The sequence below is a fragment of the Owenweeksia hongkongensis DSM 17368 genome, from assembly GCF_000236705.1.
GTDB classification, from domain to species: Bacteria; Bacteroidota; Bacteroidia; order Flavobacteriales; family Schleiferiaceae; genus Owenweeksia; species Owenweeksia hongkongensis.
This window is the reverse complement of the sequence record NC_016599.1, coordinates 3822962-3845937: the sequence shown is the minus strand read 5'-3', so window position 1 is coordinate 3845937 and position 22976 is coordinate 3822962. Positions and strand designations below refer to the sequence as shown.

Below are 22976 nucleotides of genomic sequence, written 5' to 3'. Positions count from 1 at the left end.
TGTCCTATAATTCTAAACAAAAAAGCCGCTCCAAATTGCTTTGGAGCGGCTCTAACATATATTCAACTAGCAATCTATTCAATTACAAGTCTTCGCACCAGTTTACCATCTCTGGTTTCTAAGTTCAACATATATACCCCTTTTGGTAAATACTTTAAGCTTAGTGTCTCTGCATAGGCTCCATTAGCATCTTTAATTTCCTTCCTATACACTTCTTTTCCACTCATATCAGTTATCACTAGCTGATTATTTTGAGATGAAACTAATTTTACCTCTACAGTAAATTCACCATTATTTGGGTTTGGATAAACTCTTAAGTTTTGTCCAATGGCTAGGTCACTCAAGCCAATATTGGTATTAATTACCACCGTAGTATCATCAGTGCTACCACAAGCGTTAGTCACTGTCAGTTTTACTGTAAATGATCCATTTGGCAGGCCATAACTCTCCGTTACATTAACTCCTGTCCCGATGTTGCTATTACCAAAATCCCAGGTGTAGGTATCGGCATTAGACGAACCCGCTGCATCGAAAGTTACATCTTGAGTGGTTGCCGTGTAGGTAGAGCTCCATGTAAATGAGGCATGAGCAGCTACTGAAGTTGTACTAAACGTAAATGGCCCGGCCTGATCACTAGTATCGTTTGCACAAGTATCAGCTACATAGAAATCATAGGATGTTCCTTGAGTCAAACCAGTGATAGTGTAAGGACTCATTACGTATGGCACTAGTGTTCCCGTTCCTGGTGTATATCCCGTTGGCCCATATTCTAAAATAGAATTATTGGAAGGGGAAGGAGAAACCCAACTTACTTCTGCACTATCGCATCCCACATTTGTGCTAGACACATTAAGCGTAGTAGGCGATGCACAAGAAACAGGCACATAAGGCTTCACACAAAAGTCATCTACGTAGTATTTTGGTGTTTGCCCAGGGTTGGCCGCAGAGTAAAAGTTAACCGCATTAAACCTATCCCCCATATTGGTACTTCCCAATGAGAACTGCCAACCTAAGCTGGTGTTCACACCATTTACCATCACCCAAGCAGTATCATTGTCTAAATCAATAATGTGCTCTATCGTATTCCACGAATTTGGGGTGGTATTATAGGTACCTATAACAGCTGTACTGTTCGTCCCTCCATTTACTGTGGCGGTTCCATTGGCGTCAATATATACTTCAATTGCCCATACATTGGTTGCTCCGGTGTAGTCATGTAAAATATTGTAATACCCACCATAACTGGTAGGAATAAACATATTGAACTTAAGACTATAAATTCCAGAAGTGAAGCTTGAATCCATGTTGGCAACTACATCGGATGCCGCACTAGGACCCGTAGTATAAATATGGAGGGATTTGGTACCACTGGATGCTCGAGTAGTAGTTATTTCAGCATCTCCTGGTGCTCCAGCCCATCCTATAAAGAACGTGGATTGGCCATCGATTAGACCTGTATTATATACTTCAAAATCCTCTGTACAAAGATTTGGATCAATCACAATTAGCAAAGGTCCTACCCATACACTTGAATCGCCAGTGCCACAGTCAGATCTAACATACGCTTGGTAAGCCGTGTTATTCTGCGGAAGGTTGGTAATAGTATACGAGGTTCCGGTAACGGAAACTACAGTTCCCGTACCTCTGGTAAAGTTACCTTGTCCATATTCCAATACGTATCCTTGACTTCCGCCAGATGCATTCCATCCAAGAGTCGCTGTATTTCCACTGGTAGATGTAACCGCAAAATTAGTAGGCGCAGGACAGGAGATTTTGGTGCAAAAAGAAACGGGTCCCGCCCAGTCACTAGTATCTCCAACAGAACATAGTGCGCGTACCACATATTCATAACAAGTTTGTACACTCAGCCCACTCAAAGTAAGAGTGTCATTAGGACTTAAAATCTTGGTTCCTCCTACCGTGGCTGTACCCTGATAAAAACCCTGAGGCCCATACCATACCTCATATCCATTGGCGGCAGATCCGGATTGTAGCCAAGCAAGGGTTGCTGTCGTGGGTGTTACTTGTACCGTATCAAGACCTACTAAGTTGGGACAGCTTGGAGCTTCCTTCACCTCAAATTGATCAATAGCCATATCACCCTGACAACAAGCTACATATACCCCTCTAAAACGAACTTGAATGGTGTCTCCAAAAGCGGAAACATCAGCCCCCGACTCTTTCCATGGATCGGTAGTTGATGTTTGATCAGTTCCGGTTAAAGTTAATAAAGTTACCCAACCTGAACCATCATTTACAGCTACTTCCATATCTCCCATTTCTGCTAAATCTCCATAGCGATAGTAGAAAAAGTTTACGTACGGTACCGTTAATGCTGAAACATCAATAAGTGGTGAGAAAATATCTGCATTGCCAGTACTATTACTATATGATGCATCGGTATAAAGGAAGTTTCCAGTTCCACTATAATCTGCACCTGGCCCCGTACTTCCTGAACTTGGAGCCCCGTTATACACATTCCACGTCCAAGTACTGTTAGCATCAGGGTTTCTAGTCCAACATTGATCTACTGTTCCTGTTTGGGCTCCACTTCCATTACCAAGCACCCATGAGGTACCATCAAAGGTTTCTAAATATGGTGCTGCTATAGGCAAGCAACTGGTGGTAAAAGGAAATGGCCCTAACCAGCCACTACTCCCCACTCCATAGCAGGTATCTTGAATGTAAAATTCATAGGTGGTTTGAGGGGTCAACCCTGAAATCGAAACAGTATCACCGATGGTTCCTACGGCCACAATTTGGGTTCCTGTACCTGGGGTAAAGCCTACTGCCCCTACTTCTACCTTTGTAGAATCCGCTGCCCCTGAACCCCAATACAAACTTGCTGAATTACTACCTACAAAGCTTGTTCCTAAAGATGTAGACGATGGTGGTGGACAAGGTGGAGTTACTTCATAATTAAAATCATCCACATAGATTGTTTGTACAATTCCTGACTGACCATGCATCAGGCCTATGTAATTATCAGTGCCATTATATCCGTTGGCCGTACTTATCGGAATAATAAATTCTTGATAAGCTGTACTCAAAGTAATCGTATCAAAGGGGGTGATAGAGCTTCCTACACTCCCATTCGGCATACTACCTATAATGAGCGTTGCAGCAGCAGTAGTAGTTGTATATGCCTTAAAACGTAGTTGCTTATCTCCCACCGTTATATCACTAAAATTAGGGCTTATAGCTATTACGGTATCGGCAGCCAATGATGTACCCAAATAATTATATATGTAAAGGGCATTGGGTGCTGAGTATGCATTAGTAGTAGACTGAGTATAGGCTTGTGAAAATGCAGAGCCTGCACCATTTATATAATTACCCCAGCAGAATGGCACATTTGTACTTGTACTGTTATCATAATTCGTAAAGTAAGGAGCTGCAAAAGGTGAACATTCAGTTCTAAAAGCTATGGGACCAATCCAAATACTATTTCCATTCGGTCCGCAATCAGTCCGCACGTAGTACTCATAAGCCGTGTTTGACTGTAGTCCAGGGATCGTATCTGGGTTATTAGTAGTGTTGCGAGTACCCGCACCAGGAGAAGCTTGCGAAAAACCGGGAGGTCCCCAAATTACTTCCCATCCGCTTCCGCTGGGATCTGTCCACGAAATAACTGCAGATGAATCTGTAGTAGTTACCACGCCAGCACTATTTGGCCACGGGCAAAGTGGTGCCTCATCTATTACCAGACTATCAATCGCAGCATCTCCACAGCATCCGTTTCCGGTTTGCTTAAACTGTACCATGATTGTATCTCCGGTATAATTGGCGAGGTTTACAAACTCTAATGCCCACGGGTCGCTACTTGAAGCTTGAAGATCTCCTGAAATTGAGTATTCGTTGTTCCAGGTGGTTCCAAAGTCATCAGAAACCAATATATCCATATCAGCAATATTACCATTACTGTATCTATGTTGGAAAAAGTAAAGTCCTGGTGTTGTCAATCCACTCACATCAATTGGTGGCGTGGTAAGGAAAGCTTCATCATTTGCTGTACTGCTTGATGCTTCTACATACATAAAGTTTCCTCCGGTAAGGTCTTGCAATGGACCATTACCACTGGTTGGACCTGTCCCCCTTGGTATCCATTTAAATGGCTCTGCTCCTTGACTTACATCTGGTAAGGATGACCAGCATGGGTCTATCGTATTATTTGTATTGCTTCCGCTGGCAAACCAGCTTGAAGTGCTATCAAAATTTTCATTAAAAGGTGCTATAGCAACTGTACAGGGAGTTCTAAAGCTAATAGGCCCCGTGGTGTCGCTATATGCTGAACTTCCGCAGTCTGCCACCAAGTAGGCTTCATATAATGTATTGGCACTAAGACTAGACAATGTAGTAGAACTTCCTGTTACTGGATTTGTATTTCCTCCAGTGAGGGGATTAAAACCTGCAGCACCGTAAGTTACTCTAAAATTACTCGCTCCTAAAGCGTTCCAAGAAAGATCAGCACTTGTAGTTTGAACATTACTCGCCATGAACCCAGTAGGAGAACCTAAGCGCATTACTGTGCTAAGTGTGTCATTATAATTAACAGTATCCGCAGCACTGTTAGGCATACTAGTCCACACCTTTAAGTTGTAATTAGTGTTTGCCGCAAACGTATAGTTGCCCAATGCAACACTAGCTGAAGACAAACCGGTGCCTCCTATTGTATCTAATAGGCTGCTGTGCCATACTGAGGTTTGCGCAACGCCATCAACTGACCAATTCACTTGAACCGAATCAATTTGATTAGTTCCAAAATTTTGAATCGTGGCATTTACTGGATATGAACCAGGGCACACTGCTTGAGAACTATCTACTACAGTTACACCCGCATCGTCTGCTGATACAGAGGCTTGGAAAATCTCTATTTCTCTAAAGTTCACGTTAGTGGCTTGTCCGCCACCACTACCTATTATCATCTGCGTCAATCTCAGCTTGGTAGTAGTTATTCTTTGAAAAGTAATGGTATTATCGCAGGCCAAAGGCAGGTTACTGAATGTAGCGGCTGTAACCCATGCAGAACCATCCCATGCTTGTAGCACACCACCATCCAATTGCCTGGCAGTTGTTGCATCCGCTTGATAAAACTTGATTTCATCAAAGCTTTGGGTTGTGGGCCAGCTCCATTCTATATAATCGGTGGTGCTACCGCTAGTACTAGTCATCCAAAAGATTTGAGTACCGCAAGTTCCATAAACCAAGTCATTAAGTGTAGTTGGTGAAGTTTGTGTACCCGTATTCGTAATTGTTGCCCCGGGGGCAATATTTGGCTTCTGTGCTAGTAAGCTGGACCAGCATGAAACAATACCAAATAGAAGTAATAATCTTTTCATAAAGTGAATTAATGTGTTAATAATTAAACGTGTGTACAAACAATTTTAACCATTTTAAACCTTGCAAGCAATACACTTGGGAAAGATAATTCCTACATCATGCACCCCCACTGAATTTTTCAATACTTCTTAAATCAACTTAATTAGTATTCGGTGCATTTCATCGATTTAACGAAAAATATTTTATTAATGATACTTCTAAAAATATTTTCCTCACTGAGCGGTGTTGGTTTCAAATAAAATTTATCTTTGCCCCCCTCAAATTGGTCGCGTAGCTCAGCTGGATAGAGCATCTGCCTTCTAAGCATCCAAAGCGACTTTCAACTCCCCTTCCCCCTCCAAACAACACCCCTTCAAAAGCCCCATAAGCAAAGGCTTTTACAAGAAATTCCCACACAAAAACCACCAACTCCACATCTCTTAAAACAGGCCAAAACTGTGTTTACCTGACACTTTTGTTTACCTCATTTGTTTACTTTTTACGTAGCAAAAACGATCAACTTTCGCTACCTTCCGAAGGTAAATACGCAGAAATGGTCACCTCGAAAGTTGTTCGCTTCCACAAAAACCAGGATGAAACTGGTAGATACCCCCTAAAAACACGCGTTACCTATAAAGGAAATCACAGATATGTCGATTTAGGAAGAAAAGTTCACAAAGAATTCTGGAATCAAAAAACAGGCAGACCTCTTGACAACTGTCCAGATGAAACGCTTTTCGATTTTGTTTCTGAAGAAGCTAAAAAACAGCTTAAAATCAGGAACTATCTAAACACACATCCAGACAAACTTAGTTTCGATCAGATCATCGATGTCTTCAAGAACGGTATAAACGGAGTTGTAGCAAAAAGCAAAACTTCTTTCGTTCAGTTCTACGATATCATCATCAAAGAACTGCAAGCACAAAAGAAATCTTACTCCTTATATATAACCGTACAAAACTGTATCCGTAAGTATGGAGATGTAGCGCTGAAAGACATAGACTATGAGTGGGTTCTTGAGTTCAGGCTCACCATGGGAAAACACATGGGCAACAATGGTCTTCACGCGTACATGCGAAACATGCGTACCACCTACAAGCACGCACAACTTAGAAAAGGGTATGATTTGCTTCGTGGCTATAATCCCTTTGAAAAGAATATGCCTTCGAAAGTAGCTACCCCTACTCACGCACTTAGCAGAAAAGATATCGAAAAGCTGGAAGAAGCAAACCTCCGACCCTACGTTAAGATTTGGTTACTGATGTTCTACTTCGCAGGTATGGACCTTATTGATTTGGCACTTCTGAAGTGGACCGACATCAAGGAAGGAAGGATCAAGTTCAGACGTGCTAAACTTGCTGGGCGCAGTGGTTATGTTGTAAACATCCGAATATTCCCCAAAGCTCAAGCCATTATAGACGAACTTGGAGACAAAACCTCGGATCGAGTGTTCTCTGTTATTCCTCATCCAGAAAAACAAGAAAAAAAGTACAGCTCCTTCAGAGCTAACCTTCTTCAAAGATACCTTCAACCTCTCACGCGCGAAAAGCCCGCCCGAGATCACTACTTACATAAAAACTGGTTAAAACCTTTTGAAAGACTTGAGTTATCCGATGAACTATACCTCAAAGGTTCACGAGCCACCTTTAAAAGCATCGGGCGAGTAGAGCTACGACTGGACATAGAAGTGATCAAAGTACTGATGGGTCATCAGCTAAACAATGTAGATCACACCTACCAAACACCTTTCACTGATGACATACTGGACGAAGTACACGCCAAAATTATTGGTGAAGCATAGCTAACCGACTCACTAACATTTCTTCCAACGAAAAAACAAAACACATGATACAGCGCGACCCCGGACAAGTAGAAATCAAAGCTATCACTGGCACAGTTTACCTCTATACTCACTACTACGGTAAAGAAATCTTTGCCGATATACATAGAGCACTGAGCAAACAAAGAAGATGGGACGATCCACCCTTTTTAACACGCATGATCTTTGGCGAAATGGTGCCTTCAATGCACTTGACAGAAGAAAACGGTTTAGGTATAGGGCTGGTTCCTACAACCAACGTTCCTCACCAGATTACGCTTGATTGCATGAAGGGCTTTATACACCTGTACCAGAAAGATCCACTACCGTTTTGGGGCGGGACTTTTTTGAGATTCATAAAAGAGTTTAAGACAGAAGAGTATCAGCAAGCAAAATTGTAGCATCCTACAACTACGCAGTAAGCCAGATGATGAAATATCAGAACTAAGAACAGTACCCGTGTTGCATCCCGTAAGATCTGCACACGGGTCTTTTTTATAGAGGTGCTCTCATATCAGCTAGTTTGATCCAGATGGTGTGTTTGTTGTCAAACCAGTACTGTAGAGCTTCTCTTTCAGTCTCGAAAGGAAGGTCTACACTCCGCATCTTTTTCTTTCGGTATTCATCGTTCTTACCTCTGAAGGATGCTGTTAAGATAAACTCACCATCTTGCTTGGTGATAGAACCATCACAACGATCTTCAGTTTGAAAAGAAGCAACTTCTTTACCGTTTTTCAGTTCGTAAGTGAGAGGGTCGTCAACTGATTGTATAGTGGGGTATGGTATAAACTCCCATGGTTCATACTTTTTCATGTGTTCAAATGTTTCCATCAAAGATAGCAGTTGCTTCCTTGCTTGAAATACCTGTTTTCCGTGATTTTACCCCTAAACTTTAGGTTAGAATCCCAGCAGGACTCGAACCCAAATACAGAGCACATACGCCCGTCCTATAGATCAACCATAAGCGGCACATGATCACTTATATCACACCACCCCTCAAAACTTCCAACCTCCAAGCTTGTGTCTTCCGTAATCAGTTGTCCTGAAAGAAAGCAGTAATCGATGTGATATGGCTTTTCTTGCTTACGATACATGTAAAAAGTTGGATGCTCCTCCACTCCTTGCTCCTGGTTATGACAAAGATGATAGAGACTGTGGATGTCATAATCTTGCAGCTTCTTGACCACTGCCGAATGGTTACCCACCCGCGGAAAATGATCCCAGATTTTGTTGCTATTAAAGTCACCAACAAGGACAACCGGACCAGTCAACAGATCTTTATAGTACTCTAACGCCAACCATACTTGACCGATATATGACTTGCTTGGATACTTGGTGTTTCCCATGGCCCAAACCGCAAGCAAGGTAAAATCCTGATCTGGGCCCGAAACTTTCACCGGTATGATATACCTAAACTCCGGGTTATAACAATCCATCACCTCTAACCTAAAGTCTGTACTGTACGAAAAGATCCCGATACCCTTGTTCAAGTTATCCCCGAACCATAAATGACTACGCGGTTCAGGCGTTAGCTTTCCAAACTTGAGTTTCTCCATGCTTTCGCACTCGGCTACAATCAAGATATCCGGATCATAGGAAAGTATGCGCTCGTTCTTCTTGCGAAAAGCACACTGACAGTTCCAGTGAATCACTCTCATATATAACTCGTTAGAACCACAAAGGCACTAACAACCTCCTTCAGTTGCCCTAAATGAATCAAAAACTCACCACCTATTTCCTCCCCATATCTAAAACGAGTGCTTCTTTCATCCAGTATTTCAAACTCTGCAGCCCTTTCAACCAAAAACCTTATTTGATCTTCCGAAACTGCATCACTTTTGATTGCAACGACCTTTTCGGCAAGCTCTACCAAATTATGCGACCTTTCAAAAGAAACACCCTTTTCCAGCAAGACACTTTTCAAGGAAGTCTCAATTACATGCCTGTAAAGGAAAACAATCGGATATGAGTATTGGTAGGACAGATCTCCGCTAGCAAGTGCAAGGGCTACTAATTCATCTCCAGCAAGTTGATATGAATTTCGGATATCGCGAAGTGCGATCAGGTCAACCAAACCACCAACTACGATATGAACATTCCCGGGGTCTGTTGTCAAGCTGTCTGGCTCCTTTAAGAAACTCTTTTGTATAGCGTCCATGTTGTTCTAGTTTAAGCTAAGAGCAAGATATGTAAAACTTATAACGACCCGACCGCAAAGTTCTCCCCTCCTTCTATCGGTGTGGTTGCTGCTGCAGTCCGCTTGGTAACCGTAGATTTTCCTACTTCATCAACCTTGAACAATCCCGCTGGTGAATCAGCAAGCATAGACAACTTGGAGTCTACGGTATTGTTAGGGTTCAACCAAGTGCTAACATGGTCATAGGGTAAAATACCTGGCGAACGATCATGCCCGGTTTGAGCAACAATGTCATAAGGATCACGTGTAATGATGGTGAATCCCGGCCACAATATTCCCTTGTCCACATCTTCTATCTGATGATAGAAACCGGCAAGGGGTATAAATTTCCTATCCTCCCTGAAAATGTGAAACCACCGTGGCTTTGACTTGTTACCGTTGGACTCAAAAAAAGAGTTCACCCAAAACACACACATCCGCTGCTGAAGATCTTCTTTTACCACTTTTGAAAAAGGCCCTTTCTTAACCCCGGCCTGGTATTCTTCAAGCGTTTCCACCTTGGCGTTATAGTATGGCATTGCTTTACCTCCTGGCCACATCGACCGTGGAGGAGCAAACTGCGCCCAATCCCAGTAAGTCTGATCATCTTTCTGTAGCATGATTGTCCCCCAGTTCCCGATTCCTATCACAGGCGAGGGGTTCCCATACTGAGGTCGTTCGCTCAGCGGATAGTCAGGCGTTTCCAGCCAAAGTGAAGGTGGAAGCTGCTTCTTGATTGTATAGTCTTTCCAAGCAGGATATTCAGAAGTGAGGGTTGCAAATTGGGTGGTATAGACGCACATAGAAAGGTTTTCCATAAAGATAAACAGTCCGTTTCATACCCAAAGCAGGGATAACCTTTTTTCCGTGTAACTCATTGCCTCCCTAAAATGGGCTTATCCCTCTCTCTCAAAGCACTTTCCACGACAGGCATAATAGCTCCATACTCGTCAACAATCAACCGTATAAAGCTTAGTCGAAATCTGTATCCAACAAGATTCTTTCTTGCATTGAGCTTAAGCGCGGATGTTGACTGATCAAAACCAACTGTAAGGTGCTCGTTAATTCTTGCCTGAATATCTTGTGACTTCCCTATATAGAGAGGTATCCAGCTGTCTTTTCTTTCGGACGCATTCTTGCGTTTTTTTATAAGTTTTGGAGTATGTTTCTTAGGATACTCCTCATCCTCCCACTTTTCTTTGAAGATTTCATACCAACTTTCAAAGTCAGCCTGATCGATATCTTTCTCAACCTCGAACAGATAAACCCCCATATGATTCAACTTGCTTAAGGAATCGTCATTTGATGTGTCTCCCAACACAAACTCCCCTAAGGGTTCCCACTTCAGGTTTATTGCCAAATCTTGAAGCTTTTTGATCTGGACCTGAAGCACTTGATCTATAGATTTTATCTCGTTATTCATTTTTGGTTGTTTTTAAAATGCCCACTTTCTGATAGCTTTTGACAGCTTCATACAAGGTTTGCTTTCCTTATCCATGGTTTGGCACGGAGAGCACATTCTGAGCGTGAAATAGAATCCATCTTTTATAAACCTTTCAGTATGATCGCTTGGCTTGCATGAAGACTCAGCGTAGTACTTGTTTATCCTGTTGCTAATCGATATGAACTGCCCCTGTGAATCAAAAGGAAAGACCAGATAGCTAACCTTGTAGTCTTCATGAACAAAAACCAACGAGCTAACCTGGCGGTCACCAAAGAACTCAGAGTCACCATCCTGCTCATAATGTATCTCCCATCCTTTCGGCAAGTGAATCGTTTCGACCAGTAACTTTAAGCTATCAACGGGTTGAGCTGCAAGGAAAGCTGGGAGTATAAGGGTGAGAGAAAGGAGTAGTTTTATCATTATCGTTAGAGTTGTGAGCTTGTGAGGTAAAGTTATGATAATTCCACTCAGGATCTTCGATGTACCGAGATAGCTCTACTGCTTTTATAAGAACCCCAGTCAAATACGTTTCGAACCTTAGCAAAAACATCAAATATCCCTACTTTCGAGATTTTCAACCCTAACACAAGTATAATCACAGCATCAATCCTTAACGTTGCTGTATAAAAACAAAAGACTCGAATGTTTTGGACTGACGAAGACCTTAACCAGGCAAGGCAAGTATTTGAAGACATCTCCACGCATATTTGGAAAAAGATCGCTTACACTCATAGTCTTGGCCATGAAGCCATGGAAGTTGGTATAACTGCCGACACGATTGTAACGCTTCTGAGCGAGCGCAAGAAAGGAGCTTTTTGTATGGATGTGTACTCAAGAAAAGGACAAAATGAGTCCAAAACAGGGAGTGATATCGACATCTTTCTTCAAGTGGATTCTAGCTCCTACATATGGATTGCTCTCCAAGCAAAAGTGTTAAAGAAAAACCAACGATACACCACGCTCCGAGATGGATATACAGAAAGAAACCCCAGTTACCAATGGGAGAAACTATCGGAACTACAAAGAGCTACCGGCTGCATGCCTTTTTACCTGCTGTACAACGGTGTTAACAGGTTTTCTTATGACGGATGGGATATGACCGAAAGCCGATTCCAGGAAGATCAATTTGGCTGCTCACTTGTCAAGGTTGAAGTACTCAAAGAGTTTGCATCTAACATGAATGAGGGCCGTGAAAACTTCATAAACCCAACCTTCCTGGATATTCACCCCAGACATGCTCAACCATGGAGAATCCTCATGGACTATACAAGTAACATAAGATCTCTAAGAACATATTCGAGAGAGGAACTTGAACAGTCAAACAGAAACTTTGAATCCACAGCACCTGACAAACCTGAGATGAGAAAAATGACCCATGATATCCAGGATGTTTTTGGTGAATTTTCAGCCAACGCCAATTCGATAACAAGGAGATCAAGAGCTGTAGACTGGAACCCAAGTCATCGCATCGTAATCAACAAACAAAATAACACAACTCAACAATGAACGTAGAAACAGAATATGGAACACGCATCAAGAAACTTTTTGACCCCAAGTCTAACCCGGACATCAAACAACTTTCACGAGGCTTTGCGGTAAACAAAACACTTGAAAGTGAAACCATACTTTTTGTGGGCATAAACCCATCTTACCGTAAAAATGATCAGAACCATAAAGAGAGTTTTTGGAACCCACCCCAAGACTCTGATGATCCATACTTTAAAAAATATGGCGAGTTAGCAAACCGATGTAAGACAAGGTGGTCTCACATTGACCTGCTAGGTTTGAGGGAAACAAAACAAGATGCTCTGAAGAAGCTTGAGAAAACACACTTGGGTTTCATACACGAGCATTTGAAACTTACCAAAGAAATGCTTGAGGCAAAAAAGCCTCTTGTCATAGTTGTAACCGACACCGTGGCTCGCAAGTACTTAGGCAAGGAACGCTCTAAAGACGGAAGCAAGAATGTTTGGATGGGCTATGAGTTTGAGTTTGATGATGACCTAGGAACAGACGTAATCACCAACAAAGATTCAATCCTAAGGGGAGTTCCAGTTTTCTTCAGCAGTATGCTTTCCGGGCAGCGAGCTTTGGATAACGGGTCTTTCCAACGTCTGTGCTGGCATGTGAAAGAAGTTTTAACAAAAACCGGATCGCTTTGAAAGTAAGTGAAAAAACCATCACATTTCTTGCCGAGGCTATAAGTGGTGACATGCCTCTGCTTTCATATAAGAAAGGTTATGAAATAGTTAACTTCTTCAATCAGTTTGGCTCAACAGACGAATATCCGTTTTCAAAGACCTATAGTCGAAAGACTTATACTGAAAGTAAACTCAGAGAGTACAACGGGCAAACGTCCTTTGCTCAAATTTTGGAGGTAGCTCTTGACCCGCGAGAGTTCATTGCTTCTTTTACGTCCTTAGAAGAAGTGCTTGAGAGCTTTAATCTATATCTAGAATATGATGGTTACAAGATTATCAAAAGGGGAAAGTTCTGTAAAGTCGTTTCTCTGACTGAAGGTCTTGTCAAATCAGAAAGCACCAAAGCTTTAGATGTTCAGTTCGTACAAGAACAGATCGAGAAGTGCAAACAAAAAATCGACTCAGAGGATTTTAGCGGAGCCATCACAAACGCACGAAGCCTTGCAGAAGCTGTAATGATAGAAATTGTAGCTGATGCTGAAGGTGTCGAAGTTAAGAATGATGGAAAGCTGGATAACCTCTACAGACGAGCAAAGAAAGCTCTAAAACTTAATCATGACAGAAGTACCTTACCCGATGAAGCTATACAGATCATTTCTGGCTTAGACTCAATCACCTCAGGATTAGCAGGTCTCAGCAATAACATCGGTGACAGACATGCTAATAAGTATCGAACAAGAAAGCACCACGCAAGACTTGCTGTAAACGCCACGTTGACGTTGGTCGACTTTCTTCTGGATGTAAAAGAATTTCAAAACAATCAAGCCCCAAAAACAAACCAACCATGACCAAAGACCAAGAAACCTTCTTGTATCGCGCTCTAATAAAGGGTGACAAGTACGCAGACATTGCATCTGACTTAGATCTTCCGAGCAAAACATTATCGATATGGTGGGAAGAGTTAAAACCACAAAGAGAGCATATCGCTGAAATCAGAACCCGATGGAAAGCAAAGTGTCAGGACTTACCCTATGAGGAGTTTAGGGACTGGTATGAAAGCACCCCCAAACAATGCCACTACTGCAAAATGACCGAGGGTCACATGAAGCAGCTTTGGGAAAAGTACCCAGAACTCACCAAGCGTAGTCGTGGTAAAAAGCTGGAAATAGAACGCTTAGCACCCAACGAGGTATATGACAACACCAAAAACCTTGTCTTCAGTTGCTACTGGTGTAACAATGCCAAGACCGATACTTTTACCTCTGCGGAGTTTAAGAAGGTTGGTAAGGTGTTTCAAGAAATCTGGAAAAAACGCTTAGATGCTTAGAGATCAAGACAGCAATACGGTGTACCTATCAAGGTTACTAAAAACCAGCGAGGAGTTTCAGGAAACGTGTAAAGCGATTACTGCTGCTTTGGATAAGCATAGTGTTACCTACCGCTTCTTACCCTCCACACGGGATATTTGGACACGAGACTACATGCCTGTTCAGGTATCCGATTCAAAGTTTGTTGAGTACCGCTATGACCCGGATTACTTACAAGGAACTGAGGAAGATACCCGGGAACTCAAAACCTATCCCGATATCGTTTGCCAGGATCTAAACATACTGACGACTAAGACCGACATCATTATCGATGGTGGTAACATCATCCGATCCTCTAACAAAGTCATCATGACTGACAAGGTGTTATGGGAAAACAGACGGCAATATGGCAAAGATGACCTCATTGAAAAACTGAAAGCACTGTTCGAGGTGGAAGAAATTGTTCTGATACCGTGGGATAAAGAAGATATGTTTGGCCATGCTGATGGTATGCTTCGCTTCATTAACGATGAAACCGTTCTTGTGCATGGAAGTTACAACGACCCTACAGACCCGCTATGTAAAAAGCTATCGAACAGTCTCACAAAGGCAGATTTGAACATTATCTGGATGGCGTTCGATGTGGAGCATCCCGATCTGAGAAACTGGGCTTACATCAATTTCCTTCAAACGAAAGACATCCTTATCATCCCCAAGTTTGGGATAGCGGAAGATGCACAAGCTCTTGAACAGGTAAGAAAAGCATACCCACACTACGCGAAAAAAAACACCATCGAACAGATTGACATGTCGGATATCGTGGAACTTGGAGGCGCTTTAAATTGCATAAGCTGGGTTGTAAAACAGTAATTTTTATCTTCAAGCCCTCGACCAGCAACCCGTAACCCCAACCGGTCGAACTAACGAAACTACAGATACTCATGGCATTAAGCTGGAACGAGATAAAAGACCGCGCCCATCACTTCACCAAAGAATGGGAAGGTGAAACAAGAGAACGCGCAGAAAAGGACACTTTCTGGAACGATTTCTTTAACATTTTTGGCATTACCAGAAGGAGACTGGCAACTTTTGAAGAACCGGTTAAAAAGCTAAACAACAAACAAGGATTCATCGACCTTTTTTGGAAAGGCACACTACTGGTAGAACATAAGTCCAAAGGCAAGAGTCTTGACGCTGCCTTTGAGCAAGCCACTGATTACTTCCATGGAATAAAAGAACATGAGCTTCCGAAGTATGTTCTTGTATCGGATTTTGAGAGCTTCAGGCTTTATGATCTTGATGACAAGACTGAGCATGAGTTTCATATAAAAGACCTTCACAAAAATATCAAGCTGTTTGGATTCATTGCTGGATACCAAAAACGCTCGTTCAAGGACGAGGATCCCGTAAATATCCAAGCTGCTGAGTTGATGGGAAAACTCCACGATCAACTTGAAGATACAGGCTATGAAGGGCATCAGCTAGAAGTATTCCTAGTTCGACTTCTGTTCTGCCTTTTTGCTGATGATACGGGTATTTTTGAGAAAGATACTTTCAAGGAACTGATTGAGGTTAAAACGAACGAGGATGGAAGTGACCTGGGTGGTTGGTTAGCGCAGTTCTTTCAAACTCTTAATACACCAGAAAACAAAAGACTGAAGAACCTTGACGAGCATGTGGCAGCCTTTCCATACGTTAACGGAAAGCTCTTTGAAGAACCACTGCAACTGGCATCTTTCAGCTCAAGAATGCGCGAAATCCTTTTGGAGTGTAGTGCTCTGGATTGGGGAAAGATATCCCCCGCAATCTTCGGTAGCATGTTTCAAAGTGTGATGAACCCGGAGGAAAGAAGAAATCTAGGAGCACACTATACTTCTGAGAAGAACATACTCAAACTTATCAAGCCTCTCTTTCTGGATGAACTCCATGAGGAGTTTAAGAAGGTTAGGTCCAACAAGAACAAGCTAAGAGAGTTTCATCAAAAACTTGGTTCCCTCAAGTTCCTTGATCCAGCGTGTGGTTGCGGAAACTTCCTGATTATAACCTACAGAGAGCTTCGGCTTTTGGAACTTGAAGTACTTAAAGTTCTGTATGGCAAGCAGCAGGTAATTGGTATCGATCAAATCATGCTGGTAGATGTAGACCAGTTCTACGGTATAGAGTATGATGAGTTTCCTGCTCGTATTGCTGAAGTGGCACTTTGGTTGATGGATCATCAGATGAACCAACGTATCTCAGAAGCTTTTGGTTTATACTACGCCCGACTTCCGCTGAGAAAGTCTGCCACCATCGTGCATGGCAATGCTCTGCGGATACAGTGGGAAGATGTCGTTACGAAGAAGGAACTCAGTTATATCCTTGGAAATCCACCATTCGTTGGCAAGAAGGAACAATCTAAGGAACAAAAAAAAGAACTGCTGGAAGTTTACGGAAAAGTCAAAGGCGCAGGTATAATGGACTATGTTTCTGCTTGGTATATTTTGGCAGCCAAATATATCCATGCATCTAGCATAAAAGCTGCTTTTGTTTCAACAAATTCCATAACCCAAGGTGAACAGGTTGCGGTTCTTTGGAATGAGCTTTTCACAAAGTACGGCCTAAAAATTCACTTTGCACACCGAACATTCAACTGGAAAAATGAAGCTAGAGGAAATGCAGGAGTTCATGTTGTAATCATCGGGTTTGCATGTTTTGACAGCAAATCAAAAGCCATCTTTGAGTATGAGAACATTAACGGTGAACCAGATCATAAGAGAGCTTCTAACATAAATCCTTACTTGGTAGAAGGTCAAGATATGTTCGTAGAAAACAGGAAGACCCCACTATGTGACGTTCCATGCATAGCTTACGGTAGCTTTGCACTTGATGACGGGCACTACACAATCTCCGAGGCCGAGTACACTCAAATCATTGAAAAATCCCCTTCTACAGGTACCTTTTTAAAACCGTTCATCGGAGGCAAGGAAATGTTGAGATCTATAAACCGATACTGTGTTTGGCTTCGTGACGCTTCTCCCACTGAGTTTAGACACGATAAGATTGTAATGGATAAAATTGAGAAAGTAAGGGCATGGAGATCTATGAGTGATCGAAAAAACACCAAAAAACTTGCTGACACACCAACTTTATTTGCTGAAATCCGTCAACCCAGAACTGACTATCTGGCTTTCCCAACCGTGTCTTCAGTCAACAGGAGATTCATTCCGATAAAATACTTATCGCCTGACATAATAGCTTCTAACCAACTCTATACGTTACCGGAAACAACACTATACCATTTCGGAGTTCTAACATCCACTATGCATATGTCATGGATGCGCTATGTAGCAGGAAGACTAAAAAGTGACTATCGCTATTCGAGTTCGCTTGTATACAACAACTACCCCTGGCCAAAGAATCCTAGCGATAAAAACAAAAAATCTGTAGAAAAGAAAGCTCAGAAGGTGCTTGATGTTCGTGCTGAATTTCCTGGTAGTAGCTTGGCAGATCTTTACGATCCCCTCACTATGCCACCTGCGCTTGTAAAAGCTCACCAAGAGCTTGATAAGGCGGTTGACTTATGCTATCGACCACAAGCTTTCACCAACGAAACTGCTCGTATCGAGTATCTTTTTGAACTCTACGCTGAGTACACTGCTCCTTTGTTGAAGGAGGATAAGAAAGCTAAGACTAAGAAAACTCAAAAAGCAAAAGCGTGATAACAGCGAACGACTTTTTCAAAGCCTGGTGCTCTGTTACTAAAAGCAGAGAAGCTGATTTGATCAACCACTGGCGTGATTTTCACCCGAAGTATCCCTACCTTATCAAAGGAAGTGATGACTCTATAGTAAAGATGGTCGCAGATAAGCTTGACCTTAAAGTTTACGATAGTGATTACTACTCGATAGATTCTGTTTTCTACATAGAAGATGATCGTATAGAAAAAGACCTAACCACAGGATTCTTCCTAAGAGGCTTAAGCATCGCTTTTAAACATGAGAACGAAGAACCCTTAAGCCTTAGGCAGGAAGCCTCTCACCTACTGATTCTAAACTGCGAGCTACGAGTTTTAGTTTTTTACAACGATGATGGAAACCAGTCTGGTCCGGAACCTGAGCTGTTGGCCCTACACGAACTTATAAGAAACAGCAGGTCTTCAGAAGTAATTTCAGCAGAGGGAAGCTTTCTGATCATCTACGGTACAAGGCTGTACCAAAATCTTGTATGGAAGGGTTACATATACCGACTTAAAGACTGGGAGCAGTTTTTTTAGCTGCTATGCAAATCTTGTGAGTTTAAACTCTGGTGGTTTTAGCAAGCCTCACTGTGAAAGCTGTCTTCCAGTTTCCGAAATTCCAGCTTCCAAGCTGTTCATATCTCCCTATGATCCCAGAAGGGTGCTGCTACAAAATTGTAGAGGAGCATAGGGAAGAGATAGGGAGCCTACGATTTTTGACTCCCTTCCCTACTCTAACGCTACTGCAACTTACCCATCACTTCCTGGCTACTTGTTTTGTACTCCAAAGGATCACCTGGTTTCCTGCGATAGCCATATGTTGACCATATCTTCACAGGCAAATCGTTTTCATCGAACTCAAAGGTGCAGCTTTCTTCCATCCGTATGATCTCCCCTGCCACTACAGACTCATCTGGTAGCAGGGCTAAAGGGTCCTCAGCATACACATGAGCAAAGCAATGCCTGCTAAGATGCAAGTGTGTTTTTCCTTCATGAAAGACCAGCGTTTCTGTACCACCAAAAAGCATAATCCCTACCATCCTTACTCCGGAAGGAAACTCTTCTGTAAACATGTTTTTTTTTCACAACCATGTTATCTTGTTTTATGATTTATACTGGACAACACGGGGGGTGCGTAGGAAAGAGCCTCACCCCGGGGGGAGGATCACTTGGGTAGTTACATCTCACGACTCAGCAAAAACAACGGATTCGACCGAGTCAGCCTGATTTTTATCAACTGTTTCATCCGTTGGGACAAAGGTGGAAGGATCAAATACCTTTGTAGAACTTTCCTTCTTCCTTCTTCTTTGCTTTTTTTGTTTGATGCTGTTCTGTCTACTTAATTGTTGCTTGACAGATTTCTTGAATTCGCGGAAGTCAAGTTGACTAAAGTTTTTTATCAGTTCGCGTCTGCGCTCTTCGGATACGTTAGAAAAAGTAGCAATCTCAGGGTTTACCATGTACTTTCCCCTCTGTAGGTTTTTTATAGCACCTCCTTTCACCAAGTTCTCAACATATCCTTCTATCGTAGCCAACTTCATCCCTACGTTTTTCGACATATCCTCCTTGACAATATCGTTCCAACTGAATACGTTAGTGTCTGGATCCATCTCCCACAGAAGCTCATGCAGCATCAGCAACGCCCCCTTAGATAGGTCCCTGAAAATAACGCTTGCTCCACGAAACAAGCGCACAAATTTCTTTGGGATAGTTTTCGTCCTAGTTTCCACCGCAAAAACGTCCTCTTTTTTCACAACGTTTTTTATAACCTGAACACGTGTTTTCTGCGTAGCTTTTCTAGCTTTACTCATAACATCTTTTTGTTGACAAAGACAATCTTATAACATATAGTGTTTCAAGTGACAAAAACACACTCAATCATCTGTAAATCTTATGTTTACGGTGATTTTTTTTATACCTTTAACCCCCTGAAACAACCGCTTAACTATGCTCAAAATGAACAAAGCTCGCGAAGATAAAACTGATCTTCCAGTTACGACATTTGGTTACACTACTTTTTACAATTGTCGACACCTTCTTATACAACTTGACGGCAAGGCTAGGGTAATTCTTGACATGATCTGTGAACGAATGGACGAAAACAACATGATACAGATCGACAGCATGGTTCATCAAGAAATGTGCGATCATATCGAGTATGTTACCAAACAAAGCAACTGGATATCATATAGTGTTTTCAGGAAGAAGTTGACACTCCTAAGGAAAACGGAACTTCTAGTTGAAACTCGTGTTTCAGATCTATACATCGTCAATCCTAAGTACTTCGAAGGCCCAGGACGAAATGCGCAAAAGATCCAAGCTTACCTTCTGAAGAACGACCCTATGTCCAACAAGTTTACGCGTACTTATAAGCCAAGAAAGAAGCTACCGCGATAACAAGATAGCTATCTATAAGGCTTGGACCAGAAAATCTTATGGTGTTTTGAAACTTGACAAAACTAAAAGGACTACCGTACCGTCAGATGTGTGCATATTGTCATAAATCCTCTTAACAGCCTCTTTCTCTCACATCATGAGACTGAACACTACTTTTCTAGCCGCAATCTTAAGAGCAAAAATATTCGTACCCGCTTTCGCACCCGGATCAAGGTACGAAACACCTAAGCTGAAGGATAATGCGAAGAACAGCATGCATATCCCCTATGCTCCACAACACGCGCGAAACAACACAGCGTATAGCATAAGCCGCTCCCATCTCCACACGTGATCACACAGAGAAAAGTCAACTTTAACCAAATGTTACGAATACTTCTTGGGTTTTAAAAAAGGTTTCATACATTTGCACCCGCAAAAACAGCCCCCTACCATCGTAAGATGGAGATGTTCTTTGAGTTTTTACACGGAATTTTACATGAGCTTTTGCTCACAGAACACACCTTCAAAATCACGTGTGTTTACCTCTCGTGTTTACCTCAAGTACATAAATTGCTGCAAACGTAACAGGGTCGCGTAGCTCAGCTGGATAGAGCATCTGCCTTCTAAGCAGACGGTCCTAGGTTCGAATCCTAGCGCGATCACAAGATGGATTCATCAAAATTTAAAGCCCTTCAAGTCAATGACCTGAAGGGTTTTCTGCTTTATATGCATATTAAGAATACCAATATGAAAACACCTTGATGGTTCTATTCACCTCATTGTCTTTAGGCAAACGGAATAATTATGATGATACTTAACATTTAATAATGGATTCTTTCAAATTGTAAGGATGCGCATATCTCTAAAACATTATTGTAAACGTGGAGCCTTTACCATCTTCACTTTCCACAAAAATGTTTCCTCCAAGAGCTTCAACTTGCATTTTTACCATAAACAACCCCATACCTCGCCCAGCCACATCTCCATGAAAGGTTCTGTGCATTCCAAAAACGCTGTTGCTATGCCAATCCATATTTATCCCTCGTCCATTATCCATTACCTTAAGCACACTCTTACCTTGAAATTTTTCTGCCACGATTTCGATTATCACATCTCTTTCTGGTGACCTATACTTTATTGAATTACTTATGAGGTTTACCAGTATACTCTGGAGGTAAGCTTTGTTATAGGTCATTAAAAACCAGGTACTAAAATCCGTTTTAATCTGTGCACTGCTCTCCTTAATTTCATTTCTAAGTTGATCAGTGGCTTTCAACAAAATAGCATTGATATCCACTTTTTCCATCTTCACATCCTTGCTATCTAATATCTCCACAGCAGACCATAAATCTTTTGCTAGACTGTGGAGAGAATCTGAAGACATCTGTAATTTATCAAAAGCTTCCTTTCTACTCTCCTCTGCTAAGTCTTTATAATTGTTTCTCAAGAACTGAATCAATAAAGTAAGACTGGAAAGTGGCGCTCTAATATTGTGCGAAATAATGCTACTAAACTCAGTTAACTGATTATTTCTGAGTGTTAACTCATGCAGCACCTTTTTAAGGCTATTTTTTTCACTGTTTAGATTCGCCTGCGACTTTATCAGTTCATCGTTAAGGTTTGATATTAAGTGGTGCCGTTTATTTGACTGTACTCTTCCCCATGAATAATTAGCAGCAAGAACTAGAAAAGCAATGAGAAGCCCTATAATAAGAAGCTTGTCTATATCTCTCAAATCTGATATCAAGTTTCCCTTCACTATTGGCGTGCAAATAAGCACCTTAAAACTTGAAGATCGAGGTTCTAGAAATGAAATGTTCTCGGGAAAAGACTTGCTGCTCTCATTCAAATCAAACTGAGTCCATGCGTATACTCCCGTTTCTGATAGCTTATTACCCCTTTTGGAATTTCCAATCAGATTCCAAACTTCTGAAGCCCTTCCATCAAAACTTCCCAAGTCAGAATTGGAAAAAAGATAATCAATCTTATCTCCAGTATACCGTAAACCTTCGCCTGATGAGTTCAATAACATCAATTGTGAATAGTCAGAACCCGCTTGTACATCTAATAAGCTAATAACTCGCTCAACACTCACATTATACACAAGATATCCCATTCGAGTTTCTCCGGTATCTACAGGGCTGATAATACGAAACACCGCACTGTAGGGTCTTTCTACATTGTTGTGCTCCAGATTCAAACTAATTGGAGTCACATAAATCTGATCGGGTTTTAGATTCTTTGCTTTTTTAAAGTAACCCCTGTGCGACTTGTCTTGCAGCTCTTCATCTCCTATTTTCTCTAGCCCATCATTATTGTAATTTACTCGGAGCACTTCATTACCTGAAGTATCCAAAAGTCTCACCTGCTGAAAAACAGGATGTGTCTGAGCCAAAAGCGAAAAGTCATTCTCTACTGCGCTTTTTTCTCCCTCATCACTAAGTATTTTTTTCAAGAAATTACTCCTTGCCAAATAAGCATTACTAGACAACAATGGACGGATTAGGTAATTAAACTCAACTGTTGTTTCCTTGGCAATTGCATTTGCCTTAGTAATAGCTTGCGTCTCACTTTCATGAGTATAGACACCCTCTATTACTAAAAACAAAACTGCCATAAAACAGAGTAATGGAATCAAAGCATAAACAAAGTATTTCATAACAGAAAATTTTAAGGATA

20 protein-coding genes and 1 tRNA gene are annotated in these 22976 nt (G+C 41.7%); 11 read left to right on the top strand and 10 right to left on the bottom strand.

The genetic code is table 11. From position 1 onward, the window contains the following. Positions 1-74 precede the first annotated feature (74 nt). The gene (locus OWEHO_RS16925; RefSeq protein WP_014203724.1) at positions 75-5339 is read right to left on the bottom strand and encodes a fibronectin type III domain-containing protein; all 5265 of its coding nucleotides are present in this window, start codon (positions 5337-5339) and stop codon (positions 75-77) included. A gap of 533 nt (positions 5340-5872) precedes the next feature. On the opposite strand from OWEHO_RS16925, the gene OWEHO_RS16915 reads away from it, so the two are divergent. Both OWEHO_RS16915 and OWEHO_RS16910 read left to right on the top strand, forming a co-directional pair. Continuing rightward, positions 5873-7120: a phage integrase SAM-like domain-containing protein gene (locus OWEHO_RS16915; RefSeq protein WP_014203723.1), complete on the top strand. Its 1248-nt coding sequence runs from the start codon at positions 5873-5875 to the stop codon at positions 7118-7120. 44 nt (positions 7121-7164) lie between these two features. After that, positions 7165-7539, top strand: a complete 375-nt coding sequence (locus OWEHO_RS16910) for a hypothetical protein (protein ID WP_014203722.1) — start codon at positions 7165-7167, stop codon at positions 7537-7539. Between the two features lie 94 nt (positions 7540-7633). Here the strand turns inward: OWEHO_RS16910 and OWEHO_RS16905 are convergent, their stop codons facing one another. The 6 genes from OWEHO_RS16905 to OWEHO_RS16880 form a co-directional block, all read right to left on the bottom strand. Continuing rightward, positions 7634-7951 carry a hypothetical protein gene (locus tag OWEHO_RS16905; protein ID WP_014203721.1) on the bottom strand — a complete coding sequence of 106 codons (318 nt, stop codon included), beginning with the start codon at positions 7949-7951 and terminating at the stop codon, positions 7634-7636. Between the two features lie 134 nt (positions 7952-8085). Then, positions 8086-8796 carry an endonuclease/exonuclease/phosphatase family protein gene (locus tag OWEHO_RS16900; protein ID WP_014203720.1) on the bottom strand — a complete coding sequence of 237 codons (711 nt, stop codon included), beginning with the start codon at positions 8794-8796 and terminating at the stop codon, positions 8086-8088. After that, on the bottom strand, positions 8793-9296 hold the full coding sequence (locus OWEHO_RS16895) for a HEPN domain-containing protein (RefSeq protein ID WP_014203719.1): 504 nt from the start codon (positions 9294-9296) through the stop codon (positions 8793-8795). Before OWEHO_RS16895 ends, OWEHO_RS16900 begins: the two co-directional genes overlap by 4 nt. 38 nt (positions 9297-9334) lie before the next feature. Beyond that, positions 9335-10117: an SOS response-associated peptidase family protein gene (locus OWEHO_RS16890; RefSeq protein ID WP_014203718.1), complete on the bottom strand. Its 783-nt coding sequence runs from the start codon at positions 10115-10117 to the stop codon at positions 9335-9337. 71 nt (positions 10118-10188) lie between these two features. Beyond that, positions 10189-10737 carry a hypothetical protein gene (locus OWEHO_RS16885; protein WP_014203717.1) on the bottom strand — a complete coding sequence of 183 codons (549 nt, stop codon included), beginning with the start codon at positions 10735-10737 and terminating at the stop codon, positions 10189-10191. Positions 10738-10749: 12 nt separating this feature from the next. Beyond that, positions 10750-11178, bottom strand: a complete 429-nt coding sequence (locus OWEHO_RS16880; protein WP_014203716.1) for a hypothetical protein — start codon at positions 11176-11178, stop codon at positions 10750-10752. Between the two features lie 222 nt (positions 11179-11400). Here OWEHO_RS16880 and OWEHO_RS16875 point away from each other — a divergent pair, with 222 nt between their 5' ends. From OWEHO_RS16875 to OWEHO_RS16845, 7 genes are all read left to right on the top strand, one after another. Beyond that, positions 11401-12264, top strand: a complete 864-nt coding sequence (locus OWEHO_RS16875) for a DUF6615 family protein (protein WP_014203715.1) — start codon at positions 11401-11403, stop codon at positions 12262-12264. Further along, positions 12261-12920: a hypothetical protein gene (locus OWEHO_RS16870; RefSeq protein WP_014203714.1), complete on the top strand. Its 660-nt coding sequence runs from the start codon at positions 12261-12263 to the stop codon at positions 12918-12920. The genes OWEHO_RS16875 and OWEHO_RS16870 overlap by 4 nt, the downstream gene beginning before the upstream one ends. Next, positions 12917-13747: an abortive infection family protein gene (locus OWEHO_RS16865; protein WP_014203713.1), complete on the top strand. Its 831-nt coding sequence runs from the start codon at positions 12917-12919 to the stop codon at positions 13745-13747. The genes OWEHO_RS16870 and OWEHO_RS16865 overlap by 4 nt, the downstream gene beginning before the upstream one ends. After that, positions 13744-14226 carry a hypothetical protein gene (locus OWEHO_RS16860; RefSeq protein ID WP_014203712.1) on the top strand — a complete coding sequence of 161 codons (483 nt, stop codon included), beginning with the start codon at positions 13744-13746 and terminating at the stop codon, positions 14224-14226. The genes OWEHO_RS16865 and OWEHO_RS16860 overlap by 4 nt, the downstream gene beginning before the upstream one ends. Next, the gene (locus OWEHO_RS16855) at positions 14219-15076 is read left to right on the top strand and encodes an agmatine deiminase family protein (protein WP_014203711.1); all 858 of its coding nucleotides are present in this window, start codon (positions 14219-14221) and stop codon (positions 15074-15076) included. The genes OWEHO_RS16860 and OWEHO_RS16855 overlap by 8 nt, the downstream gene beginning before the upstream one ends. A 71-nt stretch (positions 15077-15147) precedes the next feature. Next, positions 15148-17904, top strand: coding sequence for a class I SAM-dependent DNA methyltransferase (locus OWEHO_RS16850; protein WP_014203710.1), 2757 nt, complete (start codon positions 15148-15150; stop codon positions 17902-17904). After that, complete coding sequence (locus tag OWEHO_RS16845) at positions 17901-18458, top strand: hypothetical protein (protein ID WP_014203709.1); 558 nt, start codon at positions 17901-17903, stop codon at positions 18456-18458. Before OWEHO_RS16850 ends, OWEHO_RS16845 begins: the two co-directional genes overlap by 4 nt. A gap of 203 nt (positions 18459-18661) precedes the next feature. On the opposite strand, the gene OWEHO_RS16840 is transcribed toward OWEHO_RS16845, so the two are convergent. Both OWEHO_RS16840 and OWEHO_RS16835 read right to left on the bottom strand, forming a co-directional pair. Next, positions 18662-18994: a hypothetical protein gene (locus OWEHO_RS16840; protein ID WP_014203708.1), complete on the bottom strand. Its 333-nt coding sequence runs from the start codon at positions 18992-18994 to the stop codon at positions 18662-18664. 111 nt (positions 18995-19105) lie between these two features. Continuing rightward, positions 19106-19732 carry a replication/maintenance protein RepL gene (locus OWEHO_RS16835; RefSeq protein WP_014203707.1) on the bottom strand — a complete coding sequence of 209 codons (627 nt, stop codon included), beginning with the start codon at positions 19730-19732 and terminating at the stop codon, positions 19106-19108. Between the two features lie 265 nt (positions 19733-19997). On the opposite strand from OWEHO_RS16835, the gene OWEHO_RS16830 reads away from it, so the two are divergent. Together OWEHO_RS16830 and OWEHO_RS16825 are read left to right on the top strand one after the other, a co-directional pair. Next, positions 19998-20318, top strand: coding sequence for a hypothetical protein (locus OWEHO_RS16830; RefSeq protein ID WP_143764653.1), 321 nt, complete (start codon positions 19998-20000; stop codon positions 20316-20318). 567 nt (positions 20319-20885) lie between these two features. Beyond that, positions 20886-20959: transfer RNA gene (locus tag OWEHO_RS16825), tRNA-Arg, on the top strand. Between the two features lie 200 nt (positions 20960-21159). On the opposite strand, the gene OWEHO_RS16820 is transcribed toward OWEHO_RS16825, so the two are convergent. After that, a complete protein-coding gene (locus OWEHO_RS16820) occupies positions 21160-22956 on the bottom strand; it encodes a sensor histidine kinase (protein ID WP_014203705.1) in 1797 nt (598 codons plus the stop codon). Positions 22957-22976: the final 20 nt, after the last annotated feature.

What these genes read in the sequence shown, in the direction of transcription:
- OWEHO_RS16925 (WP_014203724.1), bottom strand. Translation starts at nt 5,339, where the DNA reads ATGAAAAGATTATTACTTCTATTTGGTATTGTTTCATGCTGGTCCAGC.
- OWEHO_RS16915 (WP_014203723.1), top strand. Translation starts at nt 5,873, where the DNA reads ATGGTCACCTCGAAAGTTGTTCGCTTCCACAAAAACCAGGATGAAACT.
- OWEHO_RS16910 (WP_014203722.1), top strand. Translation starts at nt 7,165, where the DNA reads ATGATACAGCGCGACCCCGGACAAGTAGAAATCAAAGCTATCACTGGC.
- OWEHO_RS16905 (WP_014203721.1), bottom strand. Translation starts at nt 7,951, where the DNA reads ATGAAAAAGTATGAACCATGGGAGTTTATACCATACCCCACTATACAA.
- OWEHO_RS16900 (WP_014203720.1), bottom strand. Translation starts at nt 8,796, where the DNA reads ATGAGAGTGATTCACTGGAACTGTCAGTGTGCTTTTCGCAAGAAGAAC.
- OWEHO_RS16895 (WP_014203719.1), bottom strand. Translation starts at nt 9,296, where the DNA reads ATGGACGCTATACAAAAGAGTTTCTTAAAGGAGCCAGACAGCTTGACA.
- OWEHO_RS16890 (WP_014203718.1), bottom strand. Translation starts at nt 10,117, where the DNA reads ATGTGCGTCTATACCACCCAATTTGCAACCCTCACTTCTGAATATCCT.
- OWEHO_RS16885 (WP_014203717.1), bottom strand. Translation starts at nt 10,737, where the DNA reads ATGAATAACGAGATAAAATCTATAGATCAAGTGCTTCAGGTCCAGATC.
- OWEHO_RS16880 (WP_014203716.1), bottom strand. Translation starts at nt 11,178, where the DNA reads ATGATAAAACTACTCCTTTCTCTCACCCTTATACTCCCAGCTTTCCTT.
- OWEHO_RS16875 (WP_014203715.1), top strand. Translation starts at nt 11,401, where the DNA reads ATGTTTTGGACTGACGAAGACCTTAACCAGGCAAGGCAAGTATTTGAA.
- OWEHO_RS16870 (WP_014203714.1), top strand. Translation starts at nt 12,261, where the DNA reads ATGAACGTAGAAACAGAATATGGAACACGCATCAAGAAACTTTTTGAC.
- OWEHO_RS16860 (WP_014203712.1), top strand. Translation starts at nt 13,744, where the DNA reads ATGACCAAAGACCAAGAAACCTTCTTGTATCGCGCTCTAATAAAGGGT.
- OWEHO_RS16855 (WP_014203711.1), top strand. Translation starts at nt 14,219, where the DNA reads ATGCTTAGAGATCAAGACAGCAATACGGTGTACCTATCAAGGTTACTA.
- OWEHO_RS16850 (WP_014203710.1), top strand. Translation starts at nt 15,148, where the DNA reads ATGGCATTAAGCTGGAACGAGATAAAAGACCGCGCCCATCACTTCACC.
- OWEHO_RS16840 (WP_014203708.1), bottom strand. Translation starts at nt 18,994, where the DNA reads ATGTTTACAGAAGAGTTTCCTTCCGGAGTAAGGATGGTAGGGATTATG.
- OWEHO_RS16835 (WP_014203707.1), bottom strand. Translation starts at nt 19,732, where the DNA reads ATGAGTAAAGCTAGAAAAGCTACGCAGAAAACACGTGTTCAGGTTATA.
- OWEHO_RS16830 (WP_143764653.1), top strand. Translation starts at nt 19,998, where the DNA reads ATGATCTGTGAACGAATGGACGAAAACAACATGATACAGATCGACAGC.
- OWEHO_RS16820 (WP_014203705.1), bottom strand. Translation starts at nt 22,956, where the DNA reads ATGAAATACTTTGTTTATGCTTTGATTCCATTACTCTGTTTTATGGCA.